Consider the following 23,411-nt stretch of genomic DNA (forward strand, 5'->3'; position numbering starts at 1 on the left):
AAGAAGGTATGATCAAGATACGCTGCGTGGTAGAACGGATTACCTACCAGAATCAGGAGAACGGATATTCCGTGATGAAAGTCAAGGTGAAGGGATATTCCGACCTGGTTACCCTGGTGGGAAACCTGCTGGATGTTCCAGTGGGAGCGGTACTGCTGTGCAATGGCGACTGGAAGATGGACAAGCGATACGGACAGCAGTTTGCCTGCGAAACCTGGGAAGAGGTAATGCCTGCCACCGTGTATGGAATCGAGAAATACCTGGGCAGCGGACTGGTGAAAGGCATCGGTCCGAAGTTTGCACATCTGATAGTAGAGAGATTCGGAACGGAAACCATCGAGGTAATAGAAGATGACATCGAACGACTCTACGAGGTTGCCGGAATCGGCAAGAAACGCGTGGAGAAAATCCGAGACAGCTGGGAGAAGCAGAAGGACATCAAGAACGTGATGATCTTCCTGCAGCAGTATGGCGTGAGCACTGCTTACGCCGCCAAGATCTACCGACAGTATGGCAAGGAAAGCATCGACAACGTGAAGGAGAATCCCTACCGTCTTGCCGATGACATCTGGGGCATTGGATTCAAGACTGCCGACGGAATAGCCAGCAAGATGGGTTATGAGAAGAACGATCTGAGAAGATGCAAGAGCGGAATCAGCTACACCCTAAATGAACTCTCCAACGAAGGTCACGTTTATGCTGTAGAAGAACAGCTTATAGAAGCCGCAAAGAAACTACTCGAAGCCGATGAAGAACCTATCAGACAAGCCATAGCGGAAATGATCATATCAGAAAATCTCATCCGTGAGAACGAAGCCATCTATCTGCCTCCCTTCTATCATTCTGAACGTGGAACGGCTAAGAAGCTGCTGGAGTTGATGAAAGGTCAGGGTCCTACCCTCTTCAATATGCAGGCCGATATCCAGGCAATAGAAAAGGCTTCAGGCATCAGATACGACGAGGTGCAGATTGCCGCCATTGAGCAGGCAGTACGTTCTAAAGTGATGGTGCTGACGGGTGGCCCTGGAACAGGAAAGACCACGACGACGCAAGGTATCATTTCTGCTTACAAAACGGCAGGGATGAGGATTCTGCTGGCGGCTCCTACGGGCAGAGCTTCCAAGCGAATGAGCGAGGCCACGGGCATGGAAGCCAAGACCATCCACCGGCTGCTGGAGTTTAATCCGCAGGACGGATACAAGCGCAACGAGGAGAACCCGCTGGAGGGTGATGCGCTGATCGTGGATGAGTGTTCGATGATAGACATCATCCTGATGTATAATCTGATGAAGGCGATTCCGGAGCACATGCGCCTGGTGCTGGTGGGCGACATTGACCAGCTGCCGAGTGTGGGAGCCGGAAACGTTCTACGCGACATCATCGACTCAGAGAAAATTCCGGTCATCCGACTCACCCGCATCTTCCGACAGGCACAGTCGAGCCGAATCATCATGAGTGCCCACGCCATCAACCAGGGATATTATCCGGACACGAGCAACGGCAAGCAGACCGATTTCTTCTTTATCAAGAATGAAGACCCAGAGCAAGTGGCTATGGAAATCGTGAATCTTGTAAAATATCGTCTGCCAAAAGCTTACAATCAGCCGCAGAGTAACATCCAGGTGCTTACCCCGATGCAGAGAAGCGTGGTAGGTGCAGCCAATCTGAACATGATGCTGCAGCAGGCACTCAACACATCCAACCTGGGAATCAGCCGTGGCGGAACCACCTACAAACTGGGCGACCGCGTAATGCAGATTAGAAATAATTACGACAAGAATGTATTCAATGGAGACATCGGAACCATAGAGAAGGTGAATATGGAAGACCGCACCATCTCCGTGAGTTTCGAGGATCATTCAGCTGAATACGAGGCAGCGGAGCTGGATGAGTTGACGTTGGCCTACGCCACCACCATACACAAGAGTCAGGGTTCAGAATATCCCATCGTGGTCATCCCTATCCTGATGACTCATTTCGTAATGCTTCAGCGCAACCTCATCTACACCGGAATCACGAGAGCCAAGAAAATCTGCGTGCTCATCGGTCAGCCCAAAGCCCTCGCCTATGCTGTAAGAAATCTGACTGTGAGCAACAGAAACACGAAATTGAAAGAACGGTTGCGTGGCGAGATTGAGGCGGCAACAAATTCTTCTCCACTCCACTTCAGCAAGCCGTATGTTTTGCCTGAAGAGAATCAGCCAATGATGGCTGCAGAGCCGGACCCAAAATAAAATCCTGAATGGCAAAACATCTCTCGTATCATAATTTAAAGGAAAAATCTGATGAAACATATAAAGACTGCATTGATAGGATTCGGGTATCGGGGCAAACAATTGCTGCGGCTGTTACGCACGATTGAAAGCTATAAGATTGTCGGTATCGCCGACATCAACGGCTGCGGGGATTCGGAATCTCCGGGCGCTTCCTTCTATCAGGGCGAGGAAGCCTACAAGATGATGCTCGACGAGCAACAGCCCAATCTGGTTTTCATCACCACCCCCTGGCACCTCCACATCACCCACGCCACAGAATGCATACTGCGAAACTGCCATGTGGCTCTCGAAATCAAAGGCGGACTCTGCCAGGATGAATATGCCCCGCTACAGGAAATCGCCCAACAGAAAGGAGTAAAGGTTTTTCCGCTGGAGAACACCCTCTTCATGCGAGAAATCCTTGCTGTAAAAAGAATGGTGGATGAAGGAGCACTTGGAGAAATCATCTATATGAGAGGCGGTTACCGCCACGACCTGCGCAAGCTGCTGCTCGATGACAATGGGGTGCTGGGTGGACGAAAAGGTACGGAAAGCGTGTGGAGAAGCCGTTTCTACTCGCACCACAACGCCGACATCTATCCCACCCATGGACTCGGTCCGCTCTGCATGATTCTGGGCATCGGGAAAACAGACCATCTCGCCTGGCTCACTTCCTTCGCCACCAAGGCGGTGGGACTTCGCCAGCACATGTCAGAAGATGATACTACTCCCATCACCCTGGGCGACATCATCTCTACGCAGATTGAAACCCAGGGCGGAACGCTCATCTCACTCACTCATGACACGACCCTGCCTCGCCCAAGAAGCCTCGACTTTGAGGTACAGGGTTCGCTGGGCATCTGGGACGGCGTGAACCGACGCATTTACCTGGAGGAGATGAACTCGGAAACCTGGCAAGACGACCACGCCATCCTGGCTCTATACGAAAGCCGCGAATGGCAGCTCTGGGGCGAGAAAGCCCTGAAGCACGACAGCCATCACCAGGGGATGGACTACATCATGTTGAGATGCATTGCCGCTGAACTGACAAAAACCGCAAGCGCAGATTCGGCGGGAAGCATCCGCTATCCTGCCACGCTAAGCGATCTGGCCCTCTGGACATCGGTAACCCTCCTGTCTGAAATTTCCATCAGGGAGCATCGCCGTGTGGCATTTGGTTATTCAAGCGATTTACAATATAAAAAGAACAAGAATTTATAATACATATAGAATAAGAAACAGATATGATTACAGTTGATGGATTGACCGTAGAATTCGGCGGCACCACCCTATTCAAAGACATTTCCTTCCAGATCAACGAGAAGGACCGTATAGCCCTGATGGGCAAGAATGGCGCAGGAAAAAGTACCCTGCTCAAAATCATCGCAGGCGTAAGAACAGCCACACGTGGCTCCGTTTCCGCTCCAAAAGACTGCGTCATCGCCTATCTGCCTCAGCATCTGATGACCGAAGACGGAAGAACCGTGTTCGAGGAAACCTGCCAGGCGTTCGCCCATCTCCACGAGATGCAGGCGGAGATTGACCGCATCAACAACGAGCTCACTACCCGCACGGATTATGACAGCGACGACTATATGCAGCTCATCGAAAAGGTATCTTCATTGTCTGAGAAATTCTATGCAATCGACATGACCCACTTCGAGGAGGATGTAGAGAAGACTCTACTCGGTCTGGGCTTCGAACGCTCTGACTTCAACCGCCCTACCAGCGAGTTTTCGGGAGGTTGGCGCATGCGTATCGAGCTTGCCAAACTGCTGCTGAAATCGCCTGACGTGCTGCTCCTGGATGAGCCTACCAACCACCTCGACATCGAATCTATCGGATGGCTCGAAGACTTCATCATCAACAGTTCGAAAGCGGTGGTAGTGATCAGTCACGACCGAAAATTCGTAGATGACATTACAACAAGAACCATAGAGGTTACCATGGGCAGAATCTACGACTACAAGGCTACCTACAGCCAGTATCTGGAACTGCGCAAGGAACGCCGCGAACAGCAGATGAAGAAATATGAGGAACAGCAGAAGATGATTGCCGAGACCAAGGACTTCATCGAGCGTTTCAAGGGTACGTATTCGAAGACTTTCCAGGTGCAGAGCCGCGTGAAGATGCTCGAAAAGCTGGAGCTGATCGAGGTGGATGAGGAGGATACCAGCCGACTGAGACTGAAGTTCCCTCCAAGTCCGAGAAGCGGAGCCTATCCGGTTCAGATGAGTGACGTGGCAATAGCATTTGATGACAAGCAGATATTCAGCGGCGTGAATCTTACCGTAGAGCGTGGCGACAAGATTGCCTTCGTGGGAAGAAACGGTGAGGGTAAATCTACGCTCGTAAAATGCATCATGGGTCAGCTTCAGAACGAGGGTAAGCTGGAATTAGGACACAATGTTCAGATTGGCTATTTTGCTCAGAATCAGGCTTCTCTGCTCGATGGTGAACTTACGGTTTTCCAGACGATAGATGATGTTGCCAAGGGCGAAATCAGAAATAAGATTCGCGATTTGCTGGGTGCATTCATGTTTGGTGGCGAGGATTCTACCAAGAAGGTAAAGGTTTTGTCGGGTGGAGAAAGAACCCGTCTGGCTATCCTGAAACTGCTGTTGGAGCCGGTGAATCTGCTGATTCTCGATGAGCCTACCAACCACCTGGATCTCAAGACGAAGGATGTACTGAAACAGGCGCTGCTGGATTTCGACGGCACGCTGATTGTAGTGAGTCACGACCGTGACTTCCTGGATGGTCTGGTCAGCAAGGTGTACGAATTCGGCCATGGTCGCGTCCGCGAGCATCTCTGCGGAATCTACGAGTTCCTGGAAACAAAGAAAATGGAAAGCCTTCAGGAATTGGAGAAGAAATAAAATCTCAAAAGGTATTTTTCGAAAGAGGATGCTTCATTATTCATCGAATGAAGAAACGAAAAAGAGGGTGTATCATGGACTTATGACACACCCTCTTGTATTTTCAAATAAATTCTTTAAAATTATTTCTTTTTCTTCAATTCCAACTTCGGAATCTTGACTTTCTGACCTGGCTTCAACAGGGAAGTACCATTCAGAGCTTCTACGTAACATTCCATTCCTGGACCTAAGTACTTTTGGCTAAGCGACTTGATGGTTTGTCCTTCTCTTGCCGTAACTACCTCGGAAACACCAATAATACGATAGGCTCCGGTTCGAACACGAACATCCTGGTCGTATTTGCTGCTTGCCTGGGCAGCATGCTTTTCTGCCTGCTTTCTGGTTTCTTCTTTCTTCTTGGCTTCTGCAAGTTTTTTAGTCTCCTGCTGTTTCTTTGCATCTGCGAGTTTCTTGGCTTCCAAATTCTTCTTTGCCTCAGCCGATTTTACATCAATTGATTGCTTATCAACCGTCGCATTCATATTCTGTCCGGCATTTTCGGCTTTCTTGACAACTTCACTTGCCTGTGCCATTCTTACACTATCCTCGATAGCCTTTTTGCGAAGAATTTCTTCCTGCGTTGAAGCAGACTTGGTTGGCGTCTTCTTCTCTGTCGCAATCTGCTGGTAATTATCCAACTGTAGAGCGAGATGATCACGCTGGGCAGCCATCTTGCCATAATTAAAAGCAAACCAACCAAAGCCTCCTATCATTGCCAGGAATACTACGCTCGCTGCAATAACCAGATAACGAGGCAAAACAACATTTCGCTTATCGGTTTCCTCATCTGAAGAAGGAGTTTCCTCATCTGAAGAAGCTTCCTCTTCAATAGGAATTTCAGTAATAGAGTTTTCTCCATCTGAAGGAACTTTCTCTGCAATAGGAATTTCAGTAATAGAATTTTCTTCATCTGAAGGAACTTTCTCTGCAATAGGAGTTTCCTCTGTTAATGTCGATTCTTTTTCTTCATCAGAAACAACAGACTCAACTTCATTCTGAGCTGGAACTTCAGATTCCTTTGTTTCCAATTCAGAAGTTACAGATTCAGATTCTACCGGTTCAGATACTGCAGGTTTAAATACAGCAGGTTCTGTCGCTGCAGGTTCTGATCCTTCCGGTTTCTTTTCTTCCGGTTCAGCAACATTTTCCTGAGACAATCTCTTCTCTCCTATCACAATCATTTCATCGCTAACAGGAGCATCGTTTTCTTCATCCAAAAAATCTATCACACCACTTGTCACAGGAGAATCCTGTTCAACGAAAGATTCCAAGGATGAATTTTCTGAATCAGGAACACTCTCTAACGTAGATTCGAATACAGAACCGTCCTCTTCAGCATTTTCAAATTTTCTGTCGATTTCATCGAAATCAACACCATCATTCACCACAACGGTCTCAAACTGGGCGAAAGGCTTGTTCACAATCTCCTTCAGAATATTATCGGGCGTGAAGGAAATCTTGTCACGCCCCTCGATGATGATACGCTCGCCCGTGTTCACATCCACGCTTTCACGATCCTTCACCGCCATTACCTTGAAAGTACCAAGCCACTTCATCTTCACGAGCTTATCAGACTGAAGCCCCTCGTTGGCAACATCAAACATCTTTCTGATAAACAATTCAGCATCCTGCAGACTGATTCCCGACTTCTCTGCCAGGCGCTGCGCCAAGTCGTTTAAACTAATCTTACTCATAGTCTTCACCTCCATTCTTCAGTTTTTCCTTGACACTGGCCACAGGGCGAAAGCCGAGTACGAGCTTAGGCGGAACAAGCTGGCGCTTCTTGGTTGTAGGATTAACAACCACACGCTCCAAGCGCTTCTTTACCTCAAACGTACCAAAGTTGGGGATGGAGACAGCCTCACCATCCTCAAATTCAGCAATCATGGCATCTATCACCTTACGCACCATCTTCTGGGTGTCGTCCTGTGAATAGCCAGTCTGCTGAGCAAGTTCTGCAATATACTCCTTGTTATTCATTCTGATGTCAAAATATTACCTCCCATATTACTTTACCACTTCTCCGTAGAGATCAAACTCCTCACTCTGGGTAATCTTCACATTGTAGAAGCAACCCACGCGCAGACGCTTCTCTCCTGCCTTGATCAGCACCTCAGGATCCACTTCAGGCGAGCAGAATTCGGTTCTTCCTATATAGTAATCACCCTCCTTGCGGTCGATAATCACCTTCAGTATCTTGCCCACTTTCTCTGCCTCTACCTCTGCGCTGATTTCCTGCTGGAGAATCATCAGTTCGTCAAGACGGCGCTGCTTCACCTCAGCTGGAACATCATCCTCGTAGTTGTTGGCACTATAAGTACCCTCCTCCTCAGAATAAGCAAAGGCACCCATACGCTCAAAGCGCTGAGTACGAACGAATTCGAGCAATTCATGGAAGTCTTCCTGAGTCTCACCAGGGAAACCTACCATCAGAGTGGTGCGGATATGAATGCCCGGCACACGCTCACGGATGGTCTTGAGCAGATCAATGGTTTCCTGCTTGCTCACGTGGCGATGCATTCTGTTGAGCATATTGTCGCTGATATGCTGCAGGGCGATGTCAAGATACTTACATACGTTTGGCTTCTCGCGCATCACATCGAGCAGATCGAGCGGGAACTGGTTAGGATAAGCATAGTGCAGACGGATCCACTTCACACCCGGAATATCCGCCATGCGGCTGATGAGTTCGGTGATGTGATGCTTGCCGTCCAGGTCCACGCCGTAATAGGTGAGCTCCTGGGCGATAATCTGGAATTCCTTCACACCATCGGCTACCAGTTGGCGCACCTCATCGAGGATTTCATCCATCGGACGGGAAACGTGCTTGCCAGTGATGATAGGTATGGCACAATACGCACAGCGGCGGTTGCAACCTTCAGAAATCTTGATATAGGCATAATGATGAGGAGTCGTGAGATGGCGGGTTCCACTGCAAGCAGGCACATCAGCCTTGCCCAGTTCCTTGAGCAACTCCTTATAATTAAACTTACCATAAAACTTATCCACCTCGGGCATCTCTGCCTCCAGTTCCTTCTGGTAGCGCTGTGAGAGACAACCCATCACATAGAGCTTGCGGAGTCGTCCCTCTTCCTTAGCCTGGATGAACTCCAGAATGGTATCGATACTCTCCTGCTTGGCATCCTCGATAAAGCCGCAAGTATTGATGACGGCAATTTCACCCTGTGGGCGTTTCGGGTCATGAACGCAGTGGTAGCCATTGTCCTCGAAAAGCTTCATCAAGGTCTCACTGTCCACCAGATTCTTGGAGCAACCCATGGTTACTATATCTATCTGATTTTTCTTCATTCTTATCCTACTTATCCTAATAATAATCTTAATCTAATTCTTTTCTCGACTATTTTACATCGAGCTTCATCTAATTCTTTTCTCAAAGTCTATAAGCACCTGTATTCTAGTGTTTAAAGAGGGAATCAACAAATTCAGACTTATTGAAGAGCTGGAGATCCTCCATACCCTCGCCCAGTCCGATATACTTCACAGGCACCTTGAGCTGGTCGGAGATTCCGATTACCACGCCACCCTTAGCCGTACCATCGAGCTTGGTGATGGCGAGCGAAGAGATATTGGTAACGGCAGCAAACTGCTTAGCCTGCTCAAAAGCGTTCTGTCCGGTACTTCCATCCAGAACGAGCATCACCTCATCCGGAGCCTCAGGCATGACCTTCTTCATCACCTCCTTGATCTTCTTCAACTCATTCATCAAGTTCACCTTATTATGAAGACGTCCGGCAGTATCAATCAGCACCACGTCGGCACCATTCGCCTTGGCGCTCTGTAGGGTATCGAAGGCCACGCTGGCAGGGTCAGAACCCATCTGCTGCTTCACCACTGGCACCCCTACTCGCTCGCCCCAAATGCAGATCTGTTCCACGGCAGCGGCACGGAAGGTATCGGCAGCACCGAGATACACCTTCTTGCCAGCCTTCTTAAACTGATAGGCGAGCTTTCCTATGGTGGTAGTCTTGCCCACACCGTTCACACCCACTACCAGAATCACGTATGGCTTATGATCGGAAGGCAAATCCCAGTTTTCATTGTCATCAGTATGATTTTCCTCCAGGAGGCTTGCAATCTCTTCCCTCAGGATTCTGTTGAGTTCTGAGGTAGAAACATACTTATCTCTTGCCACGCGTTCTTCGATACGTCGGATGATCTTCACGGTAGTCTCCACACCTACATCGGATGTGATGAGCACCTCCTCCAAATCATCAAGCACGTCATCATCTACGGTTGACTTACCAGCCACCGCACGCGCCAATTTTCCAAACACGCTCTCCTTGGTCTTTTCGAGGCCTTTATCGAGAGTTTCCTTTTTTTTGTTGCTAAATAATCCGAATAATCCCATATTTATAGCTATATTTTTTTGCAAAGATACGAAAATATTTGAAACTAGGAGCGTTTTTCCTAAAAAATATTGTTAACTTAGCAAAAGAATGTATAAATAATCGCTTCCATATAGAAATATATCAAGTTATTTTTATACCTTTGTATGTTAGAAACACCTCCGAGCTCCTATACTCGGACGAGGAGGACAAGACATTAAACATTTAAACAACAGATCATGAAAAAGATATTTATCTCAATACTCGTGCTGATTTCTGCTCTCACCATGCAGGCACAGAATGTGCTTACCCCTGAGCAGCAGTTGGAAAAGGCGCAAAAAGAGTTAGAAGAAGCCCAAAAGGCACTGGAAGCAGCCAAGGCTCAGGCAGAAGCTGCCAAGGTGAAGGCGGAAGCTGAAAAAATAAAGGCGGAAGCTGAGAAAACGAAAGCGGAAGCTGAGAGATTGAAGGCTGAAGCTGAAAGAATGAAGCAGGAGACAGAAAAGCTGAAGAAGAATGCAGAGAATTCGGTGCCTGCTACCAAGACTTCTGTACCAGCTACAGAAATGGTGCCTGCGATGAAGATTCAGGATAATGCCACCAAGAAGCAGAATACTACCGGAACTTCTGAAGGTGCGGGTTGGGTCGTACCAACCGTGACAGAGGAGATAGAAGAGAAAAAGGTGGAAAAGACTGCCGAGGGCGTGGTGCTCAAGGAAGATCCGAAATACCTGGCGGGAGCCATCCAGCTTAATGCCGAGGGAAAAGTAGAATTTATTCTCGACACCCAGGCAAACGGAAAGAGTGCAGACGAAATCTACAACATCGTTTTCCAGTATATGAGCAAGCTCATCAAGAATGAGCAGAACATCAACAGCCGAATCCCCCTGGTGAACAGAAACAACAAGAACGAGCAGATCATCGCCTGTATCATGGACGAATGGTTTGTCTTCAATCAGTCGTTCATCTCTCTCGACCGCTCTGAGACCAAGTACCAGCTGGTGGCAACCATCAGCGACAACCATCTCCACCTCTCTATGACCCGAATCGTATTCAACTACGAGGAAGGCAGAAGCACCGGTTTCAAGGAGCCGGCAGAGAAAGTGATTACCGACAAATATGCCCTGACCAAGAAGAAAAACGACTTGGCCAAGATCTACGGCAAGTTCCGACGCGGAACCATCGACCGCAAGAACCAGATCTTCAATGATCTGACCAAACTTGTTAGAAAATAAAAATCATCTCATAAAATATGGATCAGACAAAAGATAACAACACAACAAACATCCCACAGAGCGAAGAAACCGCAAAGGCGCAGCCACAGAGCCAGAGCCATGAGGCGTCTCAGACGCAGCCACAGACCAGCTATGCCGTGCGCCCAAATCGTCGCCACCACAGAAGATTGGAGTATGCAGACAAGAGCAATATGCTCGTAGCCAGAAACTGGCTCAACATCGGATTCATGCTCTTCGCCATCGTAGGCGTCATCCTCTGGACACAGATGGACGACCGCACGATTGCCAATATACTACTGATCATCGGCGTAGTCTTGAAAATTGCCGAGGTTTGCATCCGACTATTCAAAAAATAAGAAAGGTTTGCATCCGACCATTCAAAATAGGCTTGCATCCGCTTATTCAATAAATAAGAAATGAAGAAAATATTATTCTCTACAATCCTAGCTTGTGCTGCAACTCTACCAGTTGCGGCACAACGCGATTTTACGGATTTCAACAATAACGAAGACTCACAGTTCCGCCCACAGACCGGCAACCGCATCAACACCGACTCACTGGGCACTGACAAGGAGATTCCGAAGGGCATCAGGGTATGGACTGTGGATGAGAGATTTGGAGATACCCGGGCTGCCGTGGTGGACACCATGCAGGCAATGTACCAGAACACTACCTTCACCGAAGGACTGCGCGGAGAGTACAACACCCTGGGCAATATGGGTACCGCCCGCATCAACCGCATCTTCATCGACCGACGCAACACGCAGGGCAACTTCATCTTCACCGAGCCATACGACAACATCGTTACCCCGGTGAGTGACTTCCACTTCACCAACACCTACTCGCCTATCACCAACATCACGCTGAATAGCTGCGGTGACAGAACCAACGGTGAGGATGACTTCAAGGCAATCTTTGCGGTGAATGCCAACAAGCAGCTGGGTGGCGGATTCCGATTCGACTACAAATACGGTCGCGGCTACTACGATGCACAGAGCACGGCGCACTTCAAATATACGATGTGGACTTCTTATCTGGGCGACCGCTACCAGGCGCACTTCCTCTTCAGCACCAATCACCAGAAGGTGACGGAGAACGGAGGTATCTCCAATGATGACTACATCAAGCATCCGGAGCTCTTCACCGAGAGTTTCGCCACCAACGAAATTCCTACCGTACTGCAGCAGAACTGGAATCGCAACGACAACCAACACATCTTCTTCACCCATCGCTACAACGTGGGCTTCAGCCGCAAGGTGAAGATGACTGAGGAAGAAATCAAGGCCAAGAAATTCGCCATGGAGTCAGCAAAGGACAATGCAGCCGAGGAAGCCAAGGAGGAGGCAAGAAAGAAAGCAAGGGAACAAGGCAGGGAGTTTGACGAAAAGGCTTTCGACAAAAACCAGAAAAAGCAGTTCTCAGGTCGCCCTACAGATGCAAAGATTGCCGGCGATGAACCTGCCAAGAACAACAAGGCAATAGTTGCAAACAAGGCAGCCCAGGACTTCAAGAGCGACAGCACTCGAATTGCAGTAAACAGCAAGGCAATGGCAGACAGTCTGCTCTCCGTAGAGAAGAAGAAAGCGCAGGACTCACTCTTCTACAAGACAGAATATGTTCCGGTAACCAGCTTCATCCACACCGTGCAGTTTGATAACTACAAGCGTATCTACCAGGCTTACCAGACTCCACAGGACTACTATCTCAAGGAGTACTACAATGCCGGCAAGTTTACAGGCGATTCTATCTACGATCAGACCCGTCACTGGCGCATCAAGAACACCGTGGCAATGGGAACGCTCGAGGGATTCAGCAAGTGGGCAAAGGCTGGTCTGAAAGCTTTCGCCAGCTATGACCTCCGCCACTACGAACTGCCGAATACCGAAGGCGGATTCGAGAAGTTCAATGAGCATGCGCTGAGCGTAGGTGGCCAGCTGAGTAAGACTCAGGGCAAGACCCTTCACTATAATGTCGTGGGCGAGGTAGGACTCACCGGAGTAGATGCCGGCACCTTTGCAATCGACGGAAGCGCAGACATCAACCTGCCATTCCTGGGTGACACCGTACAGGTAAGAGGCGATGCATTCATACATCACGAAACGCCATCGTTCTACTATCGCAAGTATCACGCCCGACATCTCTGGTGGGATGATGATCTGAGCAAGATTATCCATACCCGCATCATGGGAACTCTGAGATTCGGCAAGACTAACACCACGCTGCGTGTGGCTGTGGATGAAATCAAGAACTATACTTATTTCTCACAGCAATATACGATTACAGAAAATGGTCTGCGCACAGGCGTGACAGTGACACCAATGCAGAGCGGCGACGCCATCAATCTGATTACAGCGCAGCTGCAACAGGACTTCAAGTTCGGTATTTTCAACTGGCAGAATATGATTACCTACCAGCATACCAGCAGCAAGAGTACCCTGCCTGTGCCAGACCTCAACATATATACCAACCTCTTCATCAAATTCAAGGTGGTAAAGGTACTGAATATCGAGTTGGGTGCTGACGCCAGATACTTCACCAGCTACGAGGCTCCGGATTATTCTCCTTACATCGGTCAATATACCGTACAGGGCAACGGCGAGAAGAACGTGAAGGTGGGCAACTACCCTATCGTCAATGCCTACGCCAATGTTCACATCAAGCACACCCGCTTCTTCGTGATGATGAGCCATCTGAATGCAGGCCAGGGCGACAAGAACTACTTCTTCACCCCTCACTATCCGATGAACCAGCGAGTTTTCAGAATGGGTGTAAGCTGGAACTTCTTCAACTAGGAAGCGAATCTTTTCCACAAGAGATTCTTCTGAAACAAAATAGAAGCGAATCTTTTCTTAATGAATAACAACAAGGAGCGAGGTTCCCCAAAAACCTCGCTCCTTATAATTTAAAAGCAACAATATGATGATAAAGACAAATTCTATCAAGGCATGGTTTCTCGCCGCCCGCCCCGTCACCCTTTCGGCTGCGGCAGTACCGGTGATGCTGGGAGTAGCCCTGGCATACAAGGACTCAAATGCCAACTGCCAATGGATTCCAGCCCTGCTCTGCCTGCTCTTTGCATGGATAATGCAGATAGACTCAAACCTGGTAAACGACTTCTTCGACTTCAAGCATGGCAACGACGACGAAACCCGCCTGGGACCGAAACGAGCCTGTGCTGAAGGCTGGATTACGATGAAAGCCATGAAATGGGGCATTATCATCACTACCCTTCTAGGCTGCATCATCGGTTTGCCCCTTGCCTTCTACGGAGGAAAGGAGATGATCATCGTGGGTATCTGCTGTGTCCTCTTCTGTTTCCTCTACACCACCAAGCTGAGTTATCTGGGATTGGGCGACCTGCTGGTACTTCTCTTTTTCGGCATCGTGCCGGTCTGCTGCACCTACTACCTGGCCATGCCTGAAGGAATACAGACTGTATCAGCAGAAGCCATACTGACTTCAATCGCCTGCGGACTGGTAGTAGATACGCTGCTCATTCTGAACAACTATCGCGACTACGACAACGACATCAAGGCGGGCAAGAAGACACTGATCGTTCACATCGGCAAGAAAAACGGCGAGCGTCTCTACTGCGCACTGGGCAACATCGGTATCCTCATCATGATTGGAATCAACATCTATGGTGCACTTGCCTACGATGCAGATACTAAGTTTTTGCCTTTCGCCGCCACATATCTCGTGGTGCACAACCGAACATTCGCCAAGATGAGGAAGATAGGAGAAGGCAGAATGCTGAACAAGGTACTGGGCTACACGGCTCTCAACATCTTTACCTTTGGTATGATCTCTACCTTCATCATCCTTGGAATGATGTGGTAATCCCAGAGATACCCGCCCCCTCTGGAATGGCATGAGAAGATTCTAGAATGAGAAGATAACATTCAGGAATAATAATTATATAATGTACGCGCGTACATTATATATATAAAAGAAGAAAAAGTATGAAGCAACAAGTAAATCTCGAAATCATGCAGTTTGTGGAAACACAGATTCTGCCCAAATATACAGAATTTGGCGAGAGCCACGGATTGCGCCACGTAACCCGTGTCATCAAAAACGCCCTGAAACTCGTACCTGTAACAGGTGCCGACATCGACATGGTTTATATCGTTGCCGCCTACCACGACCTGGGAATGAGCGGTCCGCGCGCCATCCACCACCTCACCAGTGGCAAAATCCTCCAGGCTGATGCCAGACTGAAGCGCTGGTTCACTCCCGAGCAGATTAAAATCATGAAAGAAGCCGTGGAGGATCACCGCGCCTCCTCCAGTCGCCAGCCCCGAAGCATCTATGGCAAGATTGTTGCCGAAGCCGACCGCGACATCGATGTTCACGAAATCTTTCTTCGTGCTATCGAATACGGAGAGGAGAACTATCCCGGAAAAGGAAAGGAAGAGGAATGGCAGCGGTTCGCCGACCACATGGACGAGAAATATTCCCGCAACGGCTACATCAAGCTTTGGATTCCCAACTCACCCAATGAGAAGGCTCTGAAAGAGCTGCGGAATATCATTGAAGACAAGACAGAACTCAGGAAATATTTCGAAGAAATATACGAAGAGCTCAGGAAAAAGAAGTCTTGACCCTTGAGAGAAACAAGGAAAAGGGAGTTCTGACTTTTAATAAAGAAGATTTTTCGAAAAAATCAGCAGAAAGATTTGGTAGTTTCAAAAGATTGCATTATCTTTGCAGTATAGAAAACCCAAAGACTTCTATCAATAGATGATAGCCTATGCTATGTCTATTCGACAAAGATATAAGGGTCGTGTCGGTTCGATCGGGATACTCATCAAATTACACTTATGAAACCGAGAAGACTTCTCTTGCCTATGGCGGGCCACATAAACTGACATGTCAACTAAGCTGCAAAGCCGGTGGATTACAAAAGCGGAGAGCTCTCAAATGTTTATGACATTCGGAGTTTCATCACATCATCGAGCGACCCTTTCCTACAGGAGGCAGATTTCCAATAATTGGTAAATCTGCCTCCTTTTTTGTTGACAAAGTCAGCTTATCCCCTATAATTCCTCCCAAAAACAAGAAAAATCAAGAAAATATGCATATTTCTTGAAAAAAGTTGCAGAAAAATTTGGTGGAACAAAAAAAATGTAGTATCTTTGCACCCGCATTTGAGAACGATGCTTGTTGATTTGGCAACAATATCCGATTGGAAGGTTGGGTGAGTGGCTGAAACCACCAGTTTGCTAAACTGACGTGCGGGATTACCGTACCGGGGGTTCGAATCCCCCACCTTCCGCAAGCGGAGTTCAAGATTGCATCGTTGGTCGATTCATCTAATGGTTAGGATACAAGATTCTCAATCTTGGCATAGGGGTTCGATTCCCCTATCGACTACCTGGTTAAATAAGTTAAATTTGTTGTTCAAGTCTGCACAAGTTGTGAAACCAATGCAGACTAATTAAAATGGTCGATTCATCTAATGGTTAGGATACAAGATTCTCAATCTTGGCATAGGGGTTCGATTCCCCTATCGACTACCTGGTTAAATAAGTTAAATTTGTTGTTCAAGTCTGCACAAGTTGTGAAACCAATGCAGACTAATTAAAATGGTCGATTCATCTAATGGTTAGGATACAAGATTCTCAATCTTGGCATAGGGGTTCGATTCCCCTATCGACTACTAAGTGTTTTTCATGTATTGGTTATTGTTAGTAAGCTTGCAATTAGTCGAAGAGACTACTGCAAGTTATTTTTTTATCCCTACGCAGGTAACGCTATCCCCATTGTGGATAAATGACAATTACCCATCATAAAAGCAAAAAAAGTAAAGGAAAAATTTGGTGGAACCAAAAAAAGTTGTACCTTTGCAATCGCATTTGAGAACGATGCTTGATGATTCAGAAATGAATCCAACAGGAAGGTTGGGTGAGTGGCTGAAACCACCAGTTTGCTAAACTGACGTGCGGGTTACCGTACCGGGGGTTCGAATCCCCCACCTTCCGCAAGCATTATTCAAAATTGCACCGTTGGTCGATTCATCTAATGGTTAGGATACAAGATTCTCAATCTTGGCATAGGGGTTCGATTCCCCTATCGACTACATTCCCCCCTTTTTACCGTATCTTTGCAAGTATGAAAAAGATATTGACTCTCCATATACTTCTCGCCCTCGCTGCCCTGCCCTCACGGGCGCAGAGACACGAGATATACTGTCAGCGCATCGCTACCCTACAGGTGGTGGCGGGCACCGACTGGCAAGCCCTGCCCATTACCCAACTGAACGGGCAACCCATCCATATCGACTTCGATGACATGACCCACGATTATCATCGATACACCTACAGGATAGAACATTGCGATGCCGACTGGAAGGTTTCTCAGGGACTCTTCGAGACCGACTATCTGAAGGGATGGAACCACGAGCAAGCCATCGACAACATCGAGCAATCGCTCAACACCAACCATCTCTACACCCACTATCATCTCACAATCCCCAACGAGAACTGCCACATCACCATGAGCGGAAACTACAAGCTCACCATCTACGATGACAACGCAGAGACGAACAACCAAGAGGATGAAGCTACCGATAAGGACGGCAGAAAGATACTCACCGCCTGCTTTATGGTAGTAGAGCCACAGGTGCAGGTTGCCATCGGATATTCTTCGAATACAGACATCGACATCAACAAGCAGCATCAGCAGGTAAGCATGAATGTGAGCTACGGAAGCCTAAGAGTAACCAATCCCTCACAACAGATTAAAACCGTGGTGCTGCAGAACGGACGTTGGAATCAGGCAGTATGGAATGCCAAACCTGATTATATCAGCGCAGATGGACTGCAATGGCAACACAACCGCCATCTGATATTCGATGCAGGAAATGAATACCGAAAATTCGAACTGCTCGACATGGATCATCCTACGATGGGAATAGACGAGACAAAATGGGATGGAGAAGAATACCAGATCTATGTAATGCCCGATACCCCTCGCCCCAACTACGTACACGATGAGAGCGCCAAAGGCTCCTTCTACGTGCGCAACAGCGATAACAAGGACAATAATTTCACCTGCGAGTATGCGCCGGTACATTTCCGGTTACAGACCAATCGCCAGCCAGGCGACGTATATCTGAATGCAGACTGGACCTACGACCGCTTTTTGCCTACCTATCGGATGGAATACAACGAAGCCGACCACAGCTATCATGCCACCGTGCTGCTCAAACAAGGTTATTACAGCTACCAGTATCTGGTGCTCAAAAGCGACGGCAGTACGCAACCCGTGAGTACGGAGGGTAACTTCTTCCAGACGACCAACCGCTATGATGCCCTCATCTATTATCGAGGCACAGGAGATAGAACCGACAGACTGGTAGGCTGGAAAAGCAGCCAATAAAAAAACGTCCTGAAAGCGCAAAAGCATCATTCATACAAAATGCTTTTGCCCTCTCAGGACGTTTTAACTAACTAATACTATCTTTTTACTCCAATCCGAACAAAGCCTTCAAGCCTCCATCTACACCAGAGAAGCCCATGAAGGCAAGACTGAGGAGAGCGGCTGTAACCATGACGATGGCTACGCCCTGCATACCCTTAGGAATGCGAACCAGAGCCTGCTGCTCACGAATACCAGCAAAGACGATGAGAGCCAGGGCAAAGCCGAGGGCTGTAGAGAAGGCATAAACCACACTCTCCAAGAGATTGTAGTCCTTCTGGATAACCAGGATGGCTACACCCAGCACAGCACAGTTGGTAGTAATCAAAGGCAGGAAGATGCCGAGCGCCTGATAAAGCGCAGGAGAAACCTTCTTGAGGATAATCTCTACCATCTGAACCAAGGCAGCAATCACGAGGATGAATGCCAGGGTCTGGAGATATTGCAATCCGAACGGATCGAGTACATACTTCTGAACACACCAGGTAATGATGGTTGCCAAGGTCAAGACAAAGGCGATGGCACCACCCATACCGATGGCTGTATCAACTTTCTTCGATACGCCCAGGAACGGACAGATACCGAGGAACTGCGACAAGACGATGTTGTTGACGAATATCGCAGAGATAAATATCAATAAATATTCCATAATTTCTATTCTATTTCATTGATTGAAGCGATGCCTACGCTTACTTCTTTACCTTATTAAATATAGCAATGATGTATCCCAATGTGAGGAATGCTCCTGGAGGCAGGATGAACATCAGAATATTGGTAGTCTCTGGCAACAGAGTGATACCGAATACGCTTCCTGCACCAAGAATCTCACGGGCACTACCCAAGATAGTCAAACCGAGGGTGAAACCCAAACCGCAGCCGAGACCATCAAAGAGACTGGCAATCGGTGAGTTCTTAGCAGCAAAACTCTCTGCTCTACCCAGGATGATACAGTTTACAACAATCAATGGGATGTAGATACCCAGCGCCTGATTGATGCTGTCGGGAGCATAGGCGCTCATCAGCATCTGCAGGATGGTTACGAAGGCTGCTATCACGACGATGAAAACAGGGATGCGAACCATATCCGGGGTAATCTTCTTGATACATGAAATCACAAAGTTGGTACAAACCAATACTGCCATGGTAGCCAATCCCATGGAAAGACCGTTGATGGCACTGGTTGTTGTAGCCAAGGTAGGACACATACCGAGGAGCAACACGAAGGTAGGGTTCTCCTTGATGAGTCCGTTCATCAAAATTTTCATATTACTCATAGTCGGCTTATCCTTTCTTTTCGTTATGTTCAACTTTAGATGCACCGCTCTCGCCATCTACACTCTTACCTGCATAGGCAGCGTAAGCCTGATTGATAGCCTTGAGGAAGGCACGGCTGGTAATGGTGGATGCGGTGATGGCATCTACGGCATTGCCGCTCTTATCGTCCTTGCTTACGTGGAGGTCGCCATCCTTTGGAGTCATACCAATGATGCTACCCTTTCCGTCTTTCTGGAACCAGGTGGTTGCCTTGGCACCCAAACCTGGAGTCTCTGAAGCCTGAAGGATGGTGTAACCCATAATCTTGCCCTCAGTATCGAAACCTACGAGCACCTTCAAGTCACCACCGAAACCGCCGGTAGTACTCTCTACGGCAGCACCCAGCTCCTTACCGCTCTTGTCAGAGCACTTGTGGAGGATAAAGGTAAATTCCTTGCCGCCAAACTCCTGCTTCACCTCTTCAGGGTCAGCCACCTGGAGATCTTCTGTGCCCATCACGCTCTTGATACCGGCAGCCAGACTCTGGGCTGCCTTCTCGGCGATAGGACCAGAAGTAAGGTTGTTGATACAAGCCAGCACGGCACCCACAACGAGTGCTACACCTACGAGTACCCAAACCATGTTCTTTAATGATGATTCTAATTTCTGCATGTCTCAGTCCTCCTTATTTCTTAGCAGGCTTCTCACCGAAGCGCTTTGGTTTAACGTATGTGTTAATAAGAGGTGTGAACGCATTCATGATGAGAATGGCGAACGACATACCTTCTGGATAGCTACCCCAGTTACGGATGATGACGGTGAGAAGACCGATGCAGACACCGTAGATGAGCATACCCTTGTGAGTCATTGGTGATGTAACGTAATCAGTAGCCATAAAGATGGCACCGAGCATCAGACCACCACTGAATATCACAGCCAAAGGATTGGCATAAACAGGATTAGCCAAATGCATCAAACCGCTGAAAACGAATACAGTAGCGATGATGCTTACTGGTATATGCCAGGTAATAACCTTTTTCCAGAGCATGTAAGCCAAACCGAGCAACAGGGCGAAAGCACAAACCTCACCGGTTGTACCGGCTCCGAAAGTATCGCCAGTAGCACCGAAGAGCAGACTCATGGAATCAGGCAACTGATTCAGGAGAGAAGCATCGCCAGTCTTGATGGCTGTCTTCATGATAGCCAGCGGTGTAGCACCAGTTGTTGCATCGGTATAGCTGAGCATCTGTCCTGCCACTGGCCATGAAGTCATCTGAGCAGGGAAGCTGACGAGCAGGAAGCAACGGCCCACCAAAGCAGGATTGAAAGGATTGTTACCCAGACCGCCGAAGCTCATCTTACCTACACCGATGGCAAACAGGGCACCGATGATGATGATCCAGAGAGGAAGGTTACTTGGCAAGTTCATACCGAGCAAGAGACCGGTGATGATGGCAGAACCATCGAGCAAGCTGGTCTCCTCCTTCAGGAGATATTTTGTAATTGCCCACTCAAAGAAGACGCAGGCTGCCACAGAGGTGAGCAGTACGACTGCTGAACCCAAGCCGAAGAAATAAAAAGATGCGAGGATGGCAGGCACGAGAGCGATGATTACTCCGTACATGTTCTTCTCCACGCTCTCATTTCCGTGGGCATGTGGCGATAATGAAACGATTAATTTTCCCATTTTACTTAATTAAGTATTTGGATTGTTTTTACTTTTATTCTTTACTTCTTGGCACTTCGTGCTCTGATGATGCCCATCACCGCTGCCTTACCATTGATGATGTTATCGAGGATAGGACGATGAGATGGACAGGTGAACTGGCATGAACCACAGGCGATGCAGGATGTTACCTCTTCTGCCTCCAGACGCTCATAATCCTTCACTACGCTCAAGGTTGCAAGCAAGTATGGCTCCAAGCCCATTGGACAGGCATCCACACACTTGGCACAGCGGATACATGGCTGAGCCTTCTTGCGGTGAGCATCGGCATCAGTCAATACGGTGATGGAGTTGGTACCCTTGGTTACAGGAACATCGAGACTGATCACAGCCTTACCCATCATCGGACCACCAGCCAACACCTTGTTGTCGCCTTCTGGCAAACCACCACAGTTCTCAATCATCTGAGAGAATGGGGTTCCCATACGTACGAGGAAGTTGCCCGGATTCTTCACCTGCTTACCGGTTACGGTGGTATAGCGCTCAAAGAGAGGCTTATTCTTCATAACTGCCTGATAAACAGCAAAGGCAGTACCTACATTCTGAACAATTGCTCCAACGTTGACCGGAATAGCAGGAGGAGCAGGAACCTGACGGCGGATTACAGCATCCACCAACTGTTTCTCACCACCCTGAGGATACTTCTTAGCCAGAGGAACAATCTCGATACGGGAATCATTGGCTGTCTTTTCCTCGAAGAGCTTGATGGCAGCTGGCTTGTTGTCCTCGATACCGATGTAGCCCTTCTCCACCTTAGCCGCCTTCATCAGAAGGTTCAAGCCAACGAGAATCTCATCGGCATGCTCCATCATCAGGCGATAGTCGGCTGTGATATAAGGCTCGCACTCTACACCGTTGATGATGACGCACTCAGCCTTGGCTCCAGGAGGAGGACAAAGCTTGATGAAGGTTGGGAAACCGGCACCACCCATACCAGTGACACCAGCCACCTTGATACGGTTGACTATCTCTTCTGGAGTCAGCTCGGCATGAGCCTCCAGAGTCTCGAGTTTATCAGAGCGGTCGATACTCTCCTCCCACTCGTCACCTTCTACATTAATAATAATGCAAGGCTTGCGATAACCGGTAGCATCAATAGATGTATCTACCTTGAACACGGTTCCTGATACGGAACTGTAAATAGGAGCACTCACAAAGCCACCAGCCTCAGCGATGAGTGTACCCACCTTCACCTTGTCGCCCTTGGCAACTACAGGCTTGGCAGGAGCACCGATGTGCTGACCAAGTGGAAAAATAGCCTGCTTAGGGAGAGGAGCTACCTGAGTAGCCATCTCGGCAGTAATCTTATTCTCTTCTGGGTGAACTCCACCAATTCTAAAAGTTCTCAAATTCATGATTATTCCTCCTTTTTCTTAACTGGGAAATTTACTTTTACGAGAGCTCCAGTTGGGCATTCGTCAACACACTTGGTACACATGCGGCACTTGTTGAAATCGACATAAGCCACATTATTTTCGATGGTGATAGCTTCAAACTTGCAGACTTTCTGACACTTACCGCATCCGATGCAAGCAACGCTACAAGCCTTCTTAGCCACAGCTCCCTTGTCGTGGTTCACGCACTGCACGTAAACACGGCGACCCTTAGGACCCTTCTTTCGAAGCTCGATGATGTGACGTGGACAAGCCTTGGCGCACGCACCACAACCCGTACACTTCTCCTCATCAACCTCAGGAAGCCCCGTCTCAGGATTGATAGAGATGGCACCAAACTGGCAGGCAGCCACGCAATCACCACAACCCAGACAGCCGAAACCGCAGCCGGTTTCACCGGCACCACAGGAGTTCATGGCAGCACAAGTTTGCAAACCATCATACTCGGCAATGCGAGGACGATGCTCGCAAGAGCCATTACAACGAACCACTGCCACCTTAGCCTCTGTGTTAGCCACAGCCAAACCAAGGAGATCAGCCACCTTGCCCATCACGTCGGCACCACCCACAGGACACATCAGTCCGTCGATGCTACCGGCATCAGCACCCTTAACCAGCGCAGCAGCCATACCGGAACATCCGGCAAAACCGCAACCACCGCAGTTGGCACCAGGAAGGAGTTCTCCTACCTGTCCCAATCGAGGGTCTTCTTCAACGGCAAACTTCTTGGATACCCCGAAAAGTACCAGCGCTGCTACCAGCGCAATGGCACCGAGTACCAAGACAGCACTCAAAATTAAATCCATAATAGTTTGTATTTGTTTTGTTAATATTTCTAGTTATTTCTATATCAGCCAACAT

At 48.3% G+C, this 23,411-nt stretch carries 19 protein-coding genes and 6 tRNA genes; 15 read left to right on the top strand and 10 right to left on the bottom strand.

The window, feature by feature from the left end:
* Positions 1–8: 8 nt before the first annotated feature.
* The 3 genes from recD2 to CFT61_RS01430 are packed head-to-tail and all read left to right on the top strand — an operon-like array spanning position 9 to position 5,134.
* Complete coding sequence (gene recD2, locus CFT61_RS01420; protein ID WP_089542693.1) at positions 9–2,234, top strand: SF1B family DNA helicase RecD2; 2,226 nt, start codon at positions 9–11, stop codon at positions 2,232–2,234.
* Between the two features lie 51 nt (positions 2,235–2,285).
* Positions 2,286–3,476, top strand: coding sequence for a Gfo/Idh/MocA family protein (locus CFT61_RS01425; protein WP_089542694.1), 1,191 nt, complete (start codon positions 2,286–2,288; stop codon positions 3,474–3,476).
* 23 nt (positions 3,477–3,499) lie between these two features.
* Entirely contained in the window at positions 3,500–5,134 is a 1,635-nt protein-coding gene (locus CFT61_RS01430) for an ABC-F family ATP-binding cassette domain-containing protein (protein ID WP_089542695.1), read from the top strand.
* 122 nt (positions 5,135–5,256) lie between these two features.
* Here CFT61_RS01430 and CFT61_RS01435 read toward each other — a convergent pair whose 3' ends face one another.
* The 4 genes from CFT61_RS01435 to ftsY all read right to left on the bottom strand — a co-directional run bounded on the left by CFT61_RS01435 (position 5,257) and on the right by ftsY (position 9,542).
* Positions 5,257–6,867 (bottom strand): HU family DNA-binding protein, encoded by a 1,611-nt coding sequence (locus CFT61_RS01435; protein WP_176425465.1) that lies wholly within the window; start codon positions 6,865–6,867, stop codon positions 5,257–5,259.
* Positions 6,860–7,153, bottom strand: a complete 294-nt coding sequence (locus CFT61_RS01440) for an HU family DNA-binding protein (RefSeq protein WP_089542697.1) — start codon at positions 7,151–7,153, stop codon at positions 6,860–6,862. Before CFT61_RS01440 ends, CFT61_RS01435 begins: the two co-directional genes overlap by 8 nt.
* Before the next feature lie 27 nt (positions 7,154–7,180).
* Positions 7,181–8,482, bottom strand: a complete 1,302-nt coding sequence (rimO, locus tag CFT61_RS01445) for a 30S ribosomal protein S12 methylthiotransferase RimO (RefSeq protein WP_089542698.1) — start codon at positions 8,480–8,482, stop codon at positions 7,181–7,183.
* Between the two features lie 106 nt (positions 8,483–8,588).
* The gene (ftsY, locus tag CFT61_RS01450; protein ID WP_089542699.1) at positions 8,589–9,542 is read right to left on the bottom strand and encodes a signal recognition particle-docking protein FtsY; all 954 of its coding nucleotides are present in this window, start codon (positions 9,540–9,542) and stop codon (positions 8,589–8,591) included.
* A gap of 216 nt (positions 9,543–9,758) precedes the next feature.
* Here ftsY and CFT61_RS01455 point away from each other — a divergent pair, with 216 nt between their 5' ends.
* The 12 genes from CFT61_RS01455 (at position 9,759) to CFT61_RS01510 (ending at position 18,137) form a co-directional block, all read left to right on the top strand.
* Positions 9,759–10,754: a DUF4468 domain-containing protein gene (locus CFT61_RS01455; RefSeq protein WP_089542700.1), complete on the top strand. Its 996-nt coding sequence runs from the start codon at positions 9,759–9,761 to the stop codon at positions 10,752–10,754.
* A gap of 17 nt (positions 10,755–10,771) precedes the next feature.
* A complete protein-coding gene (locus CFT61_RS17155; RefSeq protein ID WP_254918816.1) occupies positions 10,772–11,110 on the top strand; it encodes a mechanosensitive ion channel protein MscS in 339 nt (112 codons plus the stop codon).
* Positions 11,111–11,170: 60 nt separating this feature from the next.
* Positions 11,171–13,546, top strand: coding sequence for a putative porin (locus tag CFT61_RS01465; protein WP_089542701.1), 2,376 nt, complete (start codon positions 11,171–11,173; stop codon positions 13,544–13,546).
* 127 nt (positions 13,547–13,673) lie between these two features.
* Positions 13,674–14,594, top strand: a complete 921-nt coding sequence (gene menA / locus CFT61_RS01470) for a 1,4-dihydroxy-2-naphthoate octaprenyltransferase (protein ID WP_089542818.1) — start codon at positions 13,674–13,676, stop codon at positions 14,592–14,594.
* 122 nt (positions 14,595–14,716) lie between these two features.
* Positions 14,717–15,358 carry an HD domain-containing protein gene (locus CFT61_RS01475; RefSeq protein WP_089542702.1) on the top strand — a complete coding sequence of 214 codons (642 nt, stop codon included), beginning with the start codon at positions 14,717–14,719 and terminating at the stop codon, positions 15,356–15,358.
* A 586-nt stretch (positions 15,359–15,944) separates the two neighbouring features.
* Positions 15,945–16,032, top strand: a tRNA-Ser gene (locus CFT61_RS01480).
* 26 nt (positions 16,033–16,058) lie between these two features.
* A tRNA-Glu gene (locus CFT61_RS01485) sits at positions 16,059–16,130 on the top strand.
* A gap of 71 nt (positions 16,131–16,201) precedes the next feature.
* Positions 16,202–16,273, top strand: a tRNA-Glu gene (locus CFT61_RS01490).
* A gap of 71 nt (positions 16,274–16,344) precedes the next feature.
* A tRNA-Glu gene (locus CFT61_RS01495) sits at positions 16,345–16,416 on the top strand.
* A gap of 235 nt (positions 16,417–16,651) precedes the next feature.
* Positions 16,652–16,738 (top strand) — tRNA-Ser (locus tag CFT61_RS01500).
* A 26-nt stretch (positions 16,739–16,764) separates the two neighbouring features.
* Positions 16,765–16,836: transfer RNA gene (locus CFT61_RS01505), tRNA-Glu, on the top strand.
* 32 nt (positions 16,837–16,868) lie between these two features.
* On the top strand, positions 16,869–18,137 hold the full coding sequence (locus CFT61_RS01510) for a DUF5103 domain-containing protein (RefSeq protein WP_089542703.1): 1,269 nt from the start codon (positions 16,869–16,871) through the stop codon (positions 18,135–18,137).
* A gap of 85 nt (positions 18,138–18,222) precedes the next feature.
* Here the strand turns inward: CFT61_RS01510 and rsxA are convergent, their stop codons facing one another.
* The 6 genes from rsxA to CFT61_RS01540 are packed head-to-tail and all read right to left on the bottom strand — an operon-like array spanning position 18,223 to position 23,356.
* Complete coding sequence (rsxA, locus tag CFT61_RS01515) at positions 18,223–18,825, bottom strand: electron transport complex subunit RsxA (protein WP_089542704.1); 603 nt, start codon at positions 18,823–18,825, stop codon at positions 18,223–18,225.
* 40 nt (positions 18,826–18,865) lie between these two features.
* Positions 18,866–19,450, bottom strand: a complete 585-nt coding sequence (rsxE, locus tag CFT61_RS01520; protein ID WP_089542705.1) for an electron transport complex subunit RsxE — start codon at positions 19,448–19,450, stop codon at positions 18,866–18,868.
* Between the two features lie 7 nt (positions 19,451–19,457).
* Entirely contained in the window at positions 19,458–20,102 is a 645-nt protein-coding gene (locus tag CFT61_RS01525; RefSeq protein WP_089542706.1) for an RnfABCDGE type electron transport complex subunit G, read from the bottom strand.
* A gap of 13 nt (positions 20,103–20,115) precedes the next feature.
* Positions 20,116–21,117, bottom strand: a complete 1,002-nt coding sequence (locus tag CFT61_RS01530; protein WP_089542707.1) for an RnfABCDGE type electron transport complex subunit D — start codon at positions 21,115–21,117, stop codon at positions 20,116–20,118.
* Positions 21,118–21,158: 41 nt separating this feature from the next.
* On the bottom strand, positions 21,159–22,511 hold the full coding sequence (gene rsxC / locus CFT61_RS01535; protein WP_089542708.1) for an electron transport complex subunit RsxC: 1,353 nt from the start codon (positions 22,509–22,511) through the stop codon (positions 21,159–21,161).
* 2 nt (positions 22,512–22,513) lie between these two features.
* On the bottom strand, positions 22,514–23,356 hold the full coding sequence (locus tag CFT61_RS01540; RefSeq protein WP_089542709.1) for a Fe-S cluster domain-containing protein: 843 nt from the start codon (positions 23,354–23,356) through the stop codon (positions 22,514–22,516).
* Between the last annotated feature and the right edge of the window lie 55 nt (positions 23,357–23,411).

The organism is Segatella copri, from assembly GCF_002224675.1.
Classification (GTDB): Bacteria; Bacteroidota; Bacteroidia; order Bacteroidales; family Bacteroidaceae; genus Prevotella; species Prevotella copri_U.

Coding starts and splice junctions, on each gene's coding strand:
- CFT61_RS01475 (WP_089542702.1), top strand. CDS start 14,717: ATGAAGCAACAAGTAAATCTCGAAATCATGCAGTTTGTGGAAACACAG.
- CFT61_RS01435 (WP_176425465.1), bottom strand. CDS start 6,867: ATGAGTAAGATTAGTTTAAACGACTTGGCGCAGCGCCTGGCAGAGAAG.
- CFT61_RS01430 (WP_089542695.1), top strand. CDS start 3,500: ATGATTACAGTTGATGGATTGACCGTAGAATTCGGCGGCACCACCCTA.
- rsxA (WP_089542704.1), bottom strand. CDS start 18,825: ATGGAATATTTATTGATATTTATCTCTGCGATATTCGTCAACAACATC.
- CFT61_RS01530 (WP_089542707.1), bottom strand. CDS start 21,117: ATGGGAAAATTAATCGTTTCATTATCGCCACATGCCCACGGAAATGAG.
- recD2 (WP_089542693.1), top strand. CDS start 9: ATGATCAAGATACGCTGCGTGGTAGAACGGATTACCTACCAGAATCAG.
- rimO (WP_089542698.1), bottom strand. CDS start 8,482: ATGAAGAAAAATCAGATAGATATAGTAACCATGGGTTGCTCCAAGAAT.
- CFT61_RS17155 (WP_254918816.1), top strand. CDS start 10,772: ATGGATCAGACAAAAGATAACAACACAACAAACATCCCACAGAGCGAA.
- CFT61_RS01440 (WP_089542697.1), bottom strand. CDS start 7,153: ATGAATAACAAGGAGTATATTGCAGAACTTGCTCAGCAGACTGGCTAT.
- rsxE (WP_089542705.1), bottom strand. CDS start 19,450: ATGAGTAATATGAAAATTTTGATGAACGGACTCATCAAGGAGAACCCT.
- CFT61_RS01525 (WP_089542706.1), bottom strand. CDS start 20,102: ATGCAGAAATTAGAATCATCATTAAAGAACATGGTTTGGGTACTCGTA.
- rsxC (WP_089542708.1), bottom strand. CDS start 22,511: ATGAATTTGAGAACTTTTAGAATTGGTGGAGTTCACCCAGAAGAGAAT.
- CFT61_RS01540 (WP_089542709.1), bottom strand. CDS start 23,356: ATGGATTTAATTTTGAGTGCTGTCTTGGTACTCGGTGCCATTGCGCTG.
- CFT61_RS01465 (WP_089542701.1), top strand. CDS start 11,171: ATGAAGAAAATATTATTCTCTACAATCCTAGCTTGTGCTGCAACTCTA.
- CFT61_RS01455 (WP_089542700.1), top strand. CDS start 9,759: ATGAAAAAGATATTTATCTCAATACTCGTGCTGATTTCTGCTCTCACC.
- menA (WP_089542818.1), top strand. CDS start 13,674: ATGATAAAGACAAATTCTATCAAGGCATGGTTTCTCGCCGCCCGCCCC.
- CFT61_RS01510 (WP_089542703.1), top strand. CDS start 16,869: ATGAAAAAGATATTGACTCTCCATATACTTCTCGCCCTCGCTGCCCTG.
- ftsY (WP_089542699.1), bottom strand. CDS start 9,542: ATGGGATTATTCGGATTATTTAGCAACAAAAAAAAGGAAACTCTCGAT.
- CFT61_RS01425 (WP_089542694.1), top strand. CDS start 2,286: ATGAAACATATAAAGACTGCATTGATAGGATTCGGGTATCGGGGCAAA.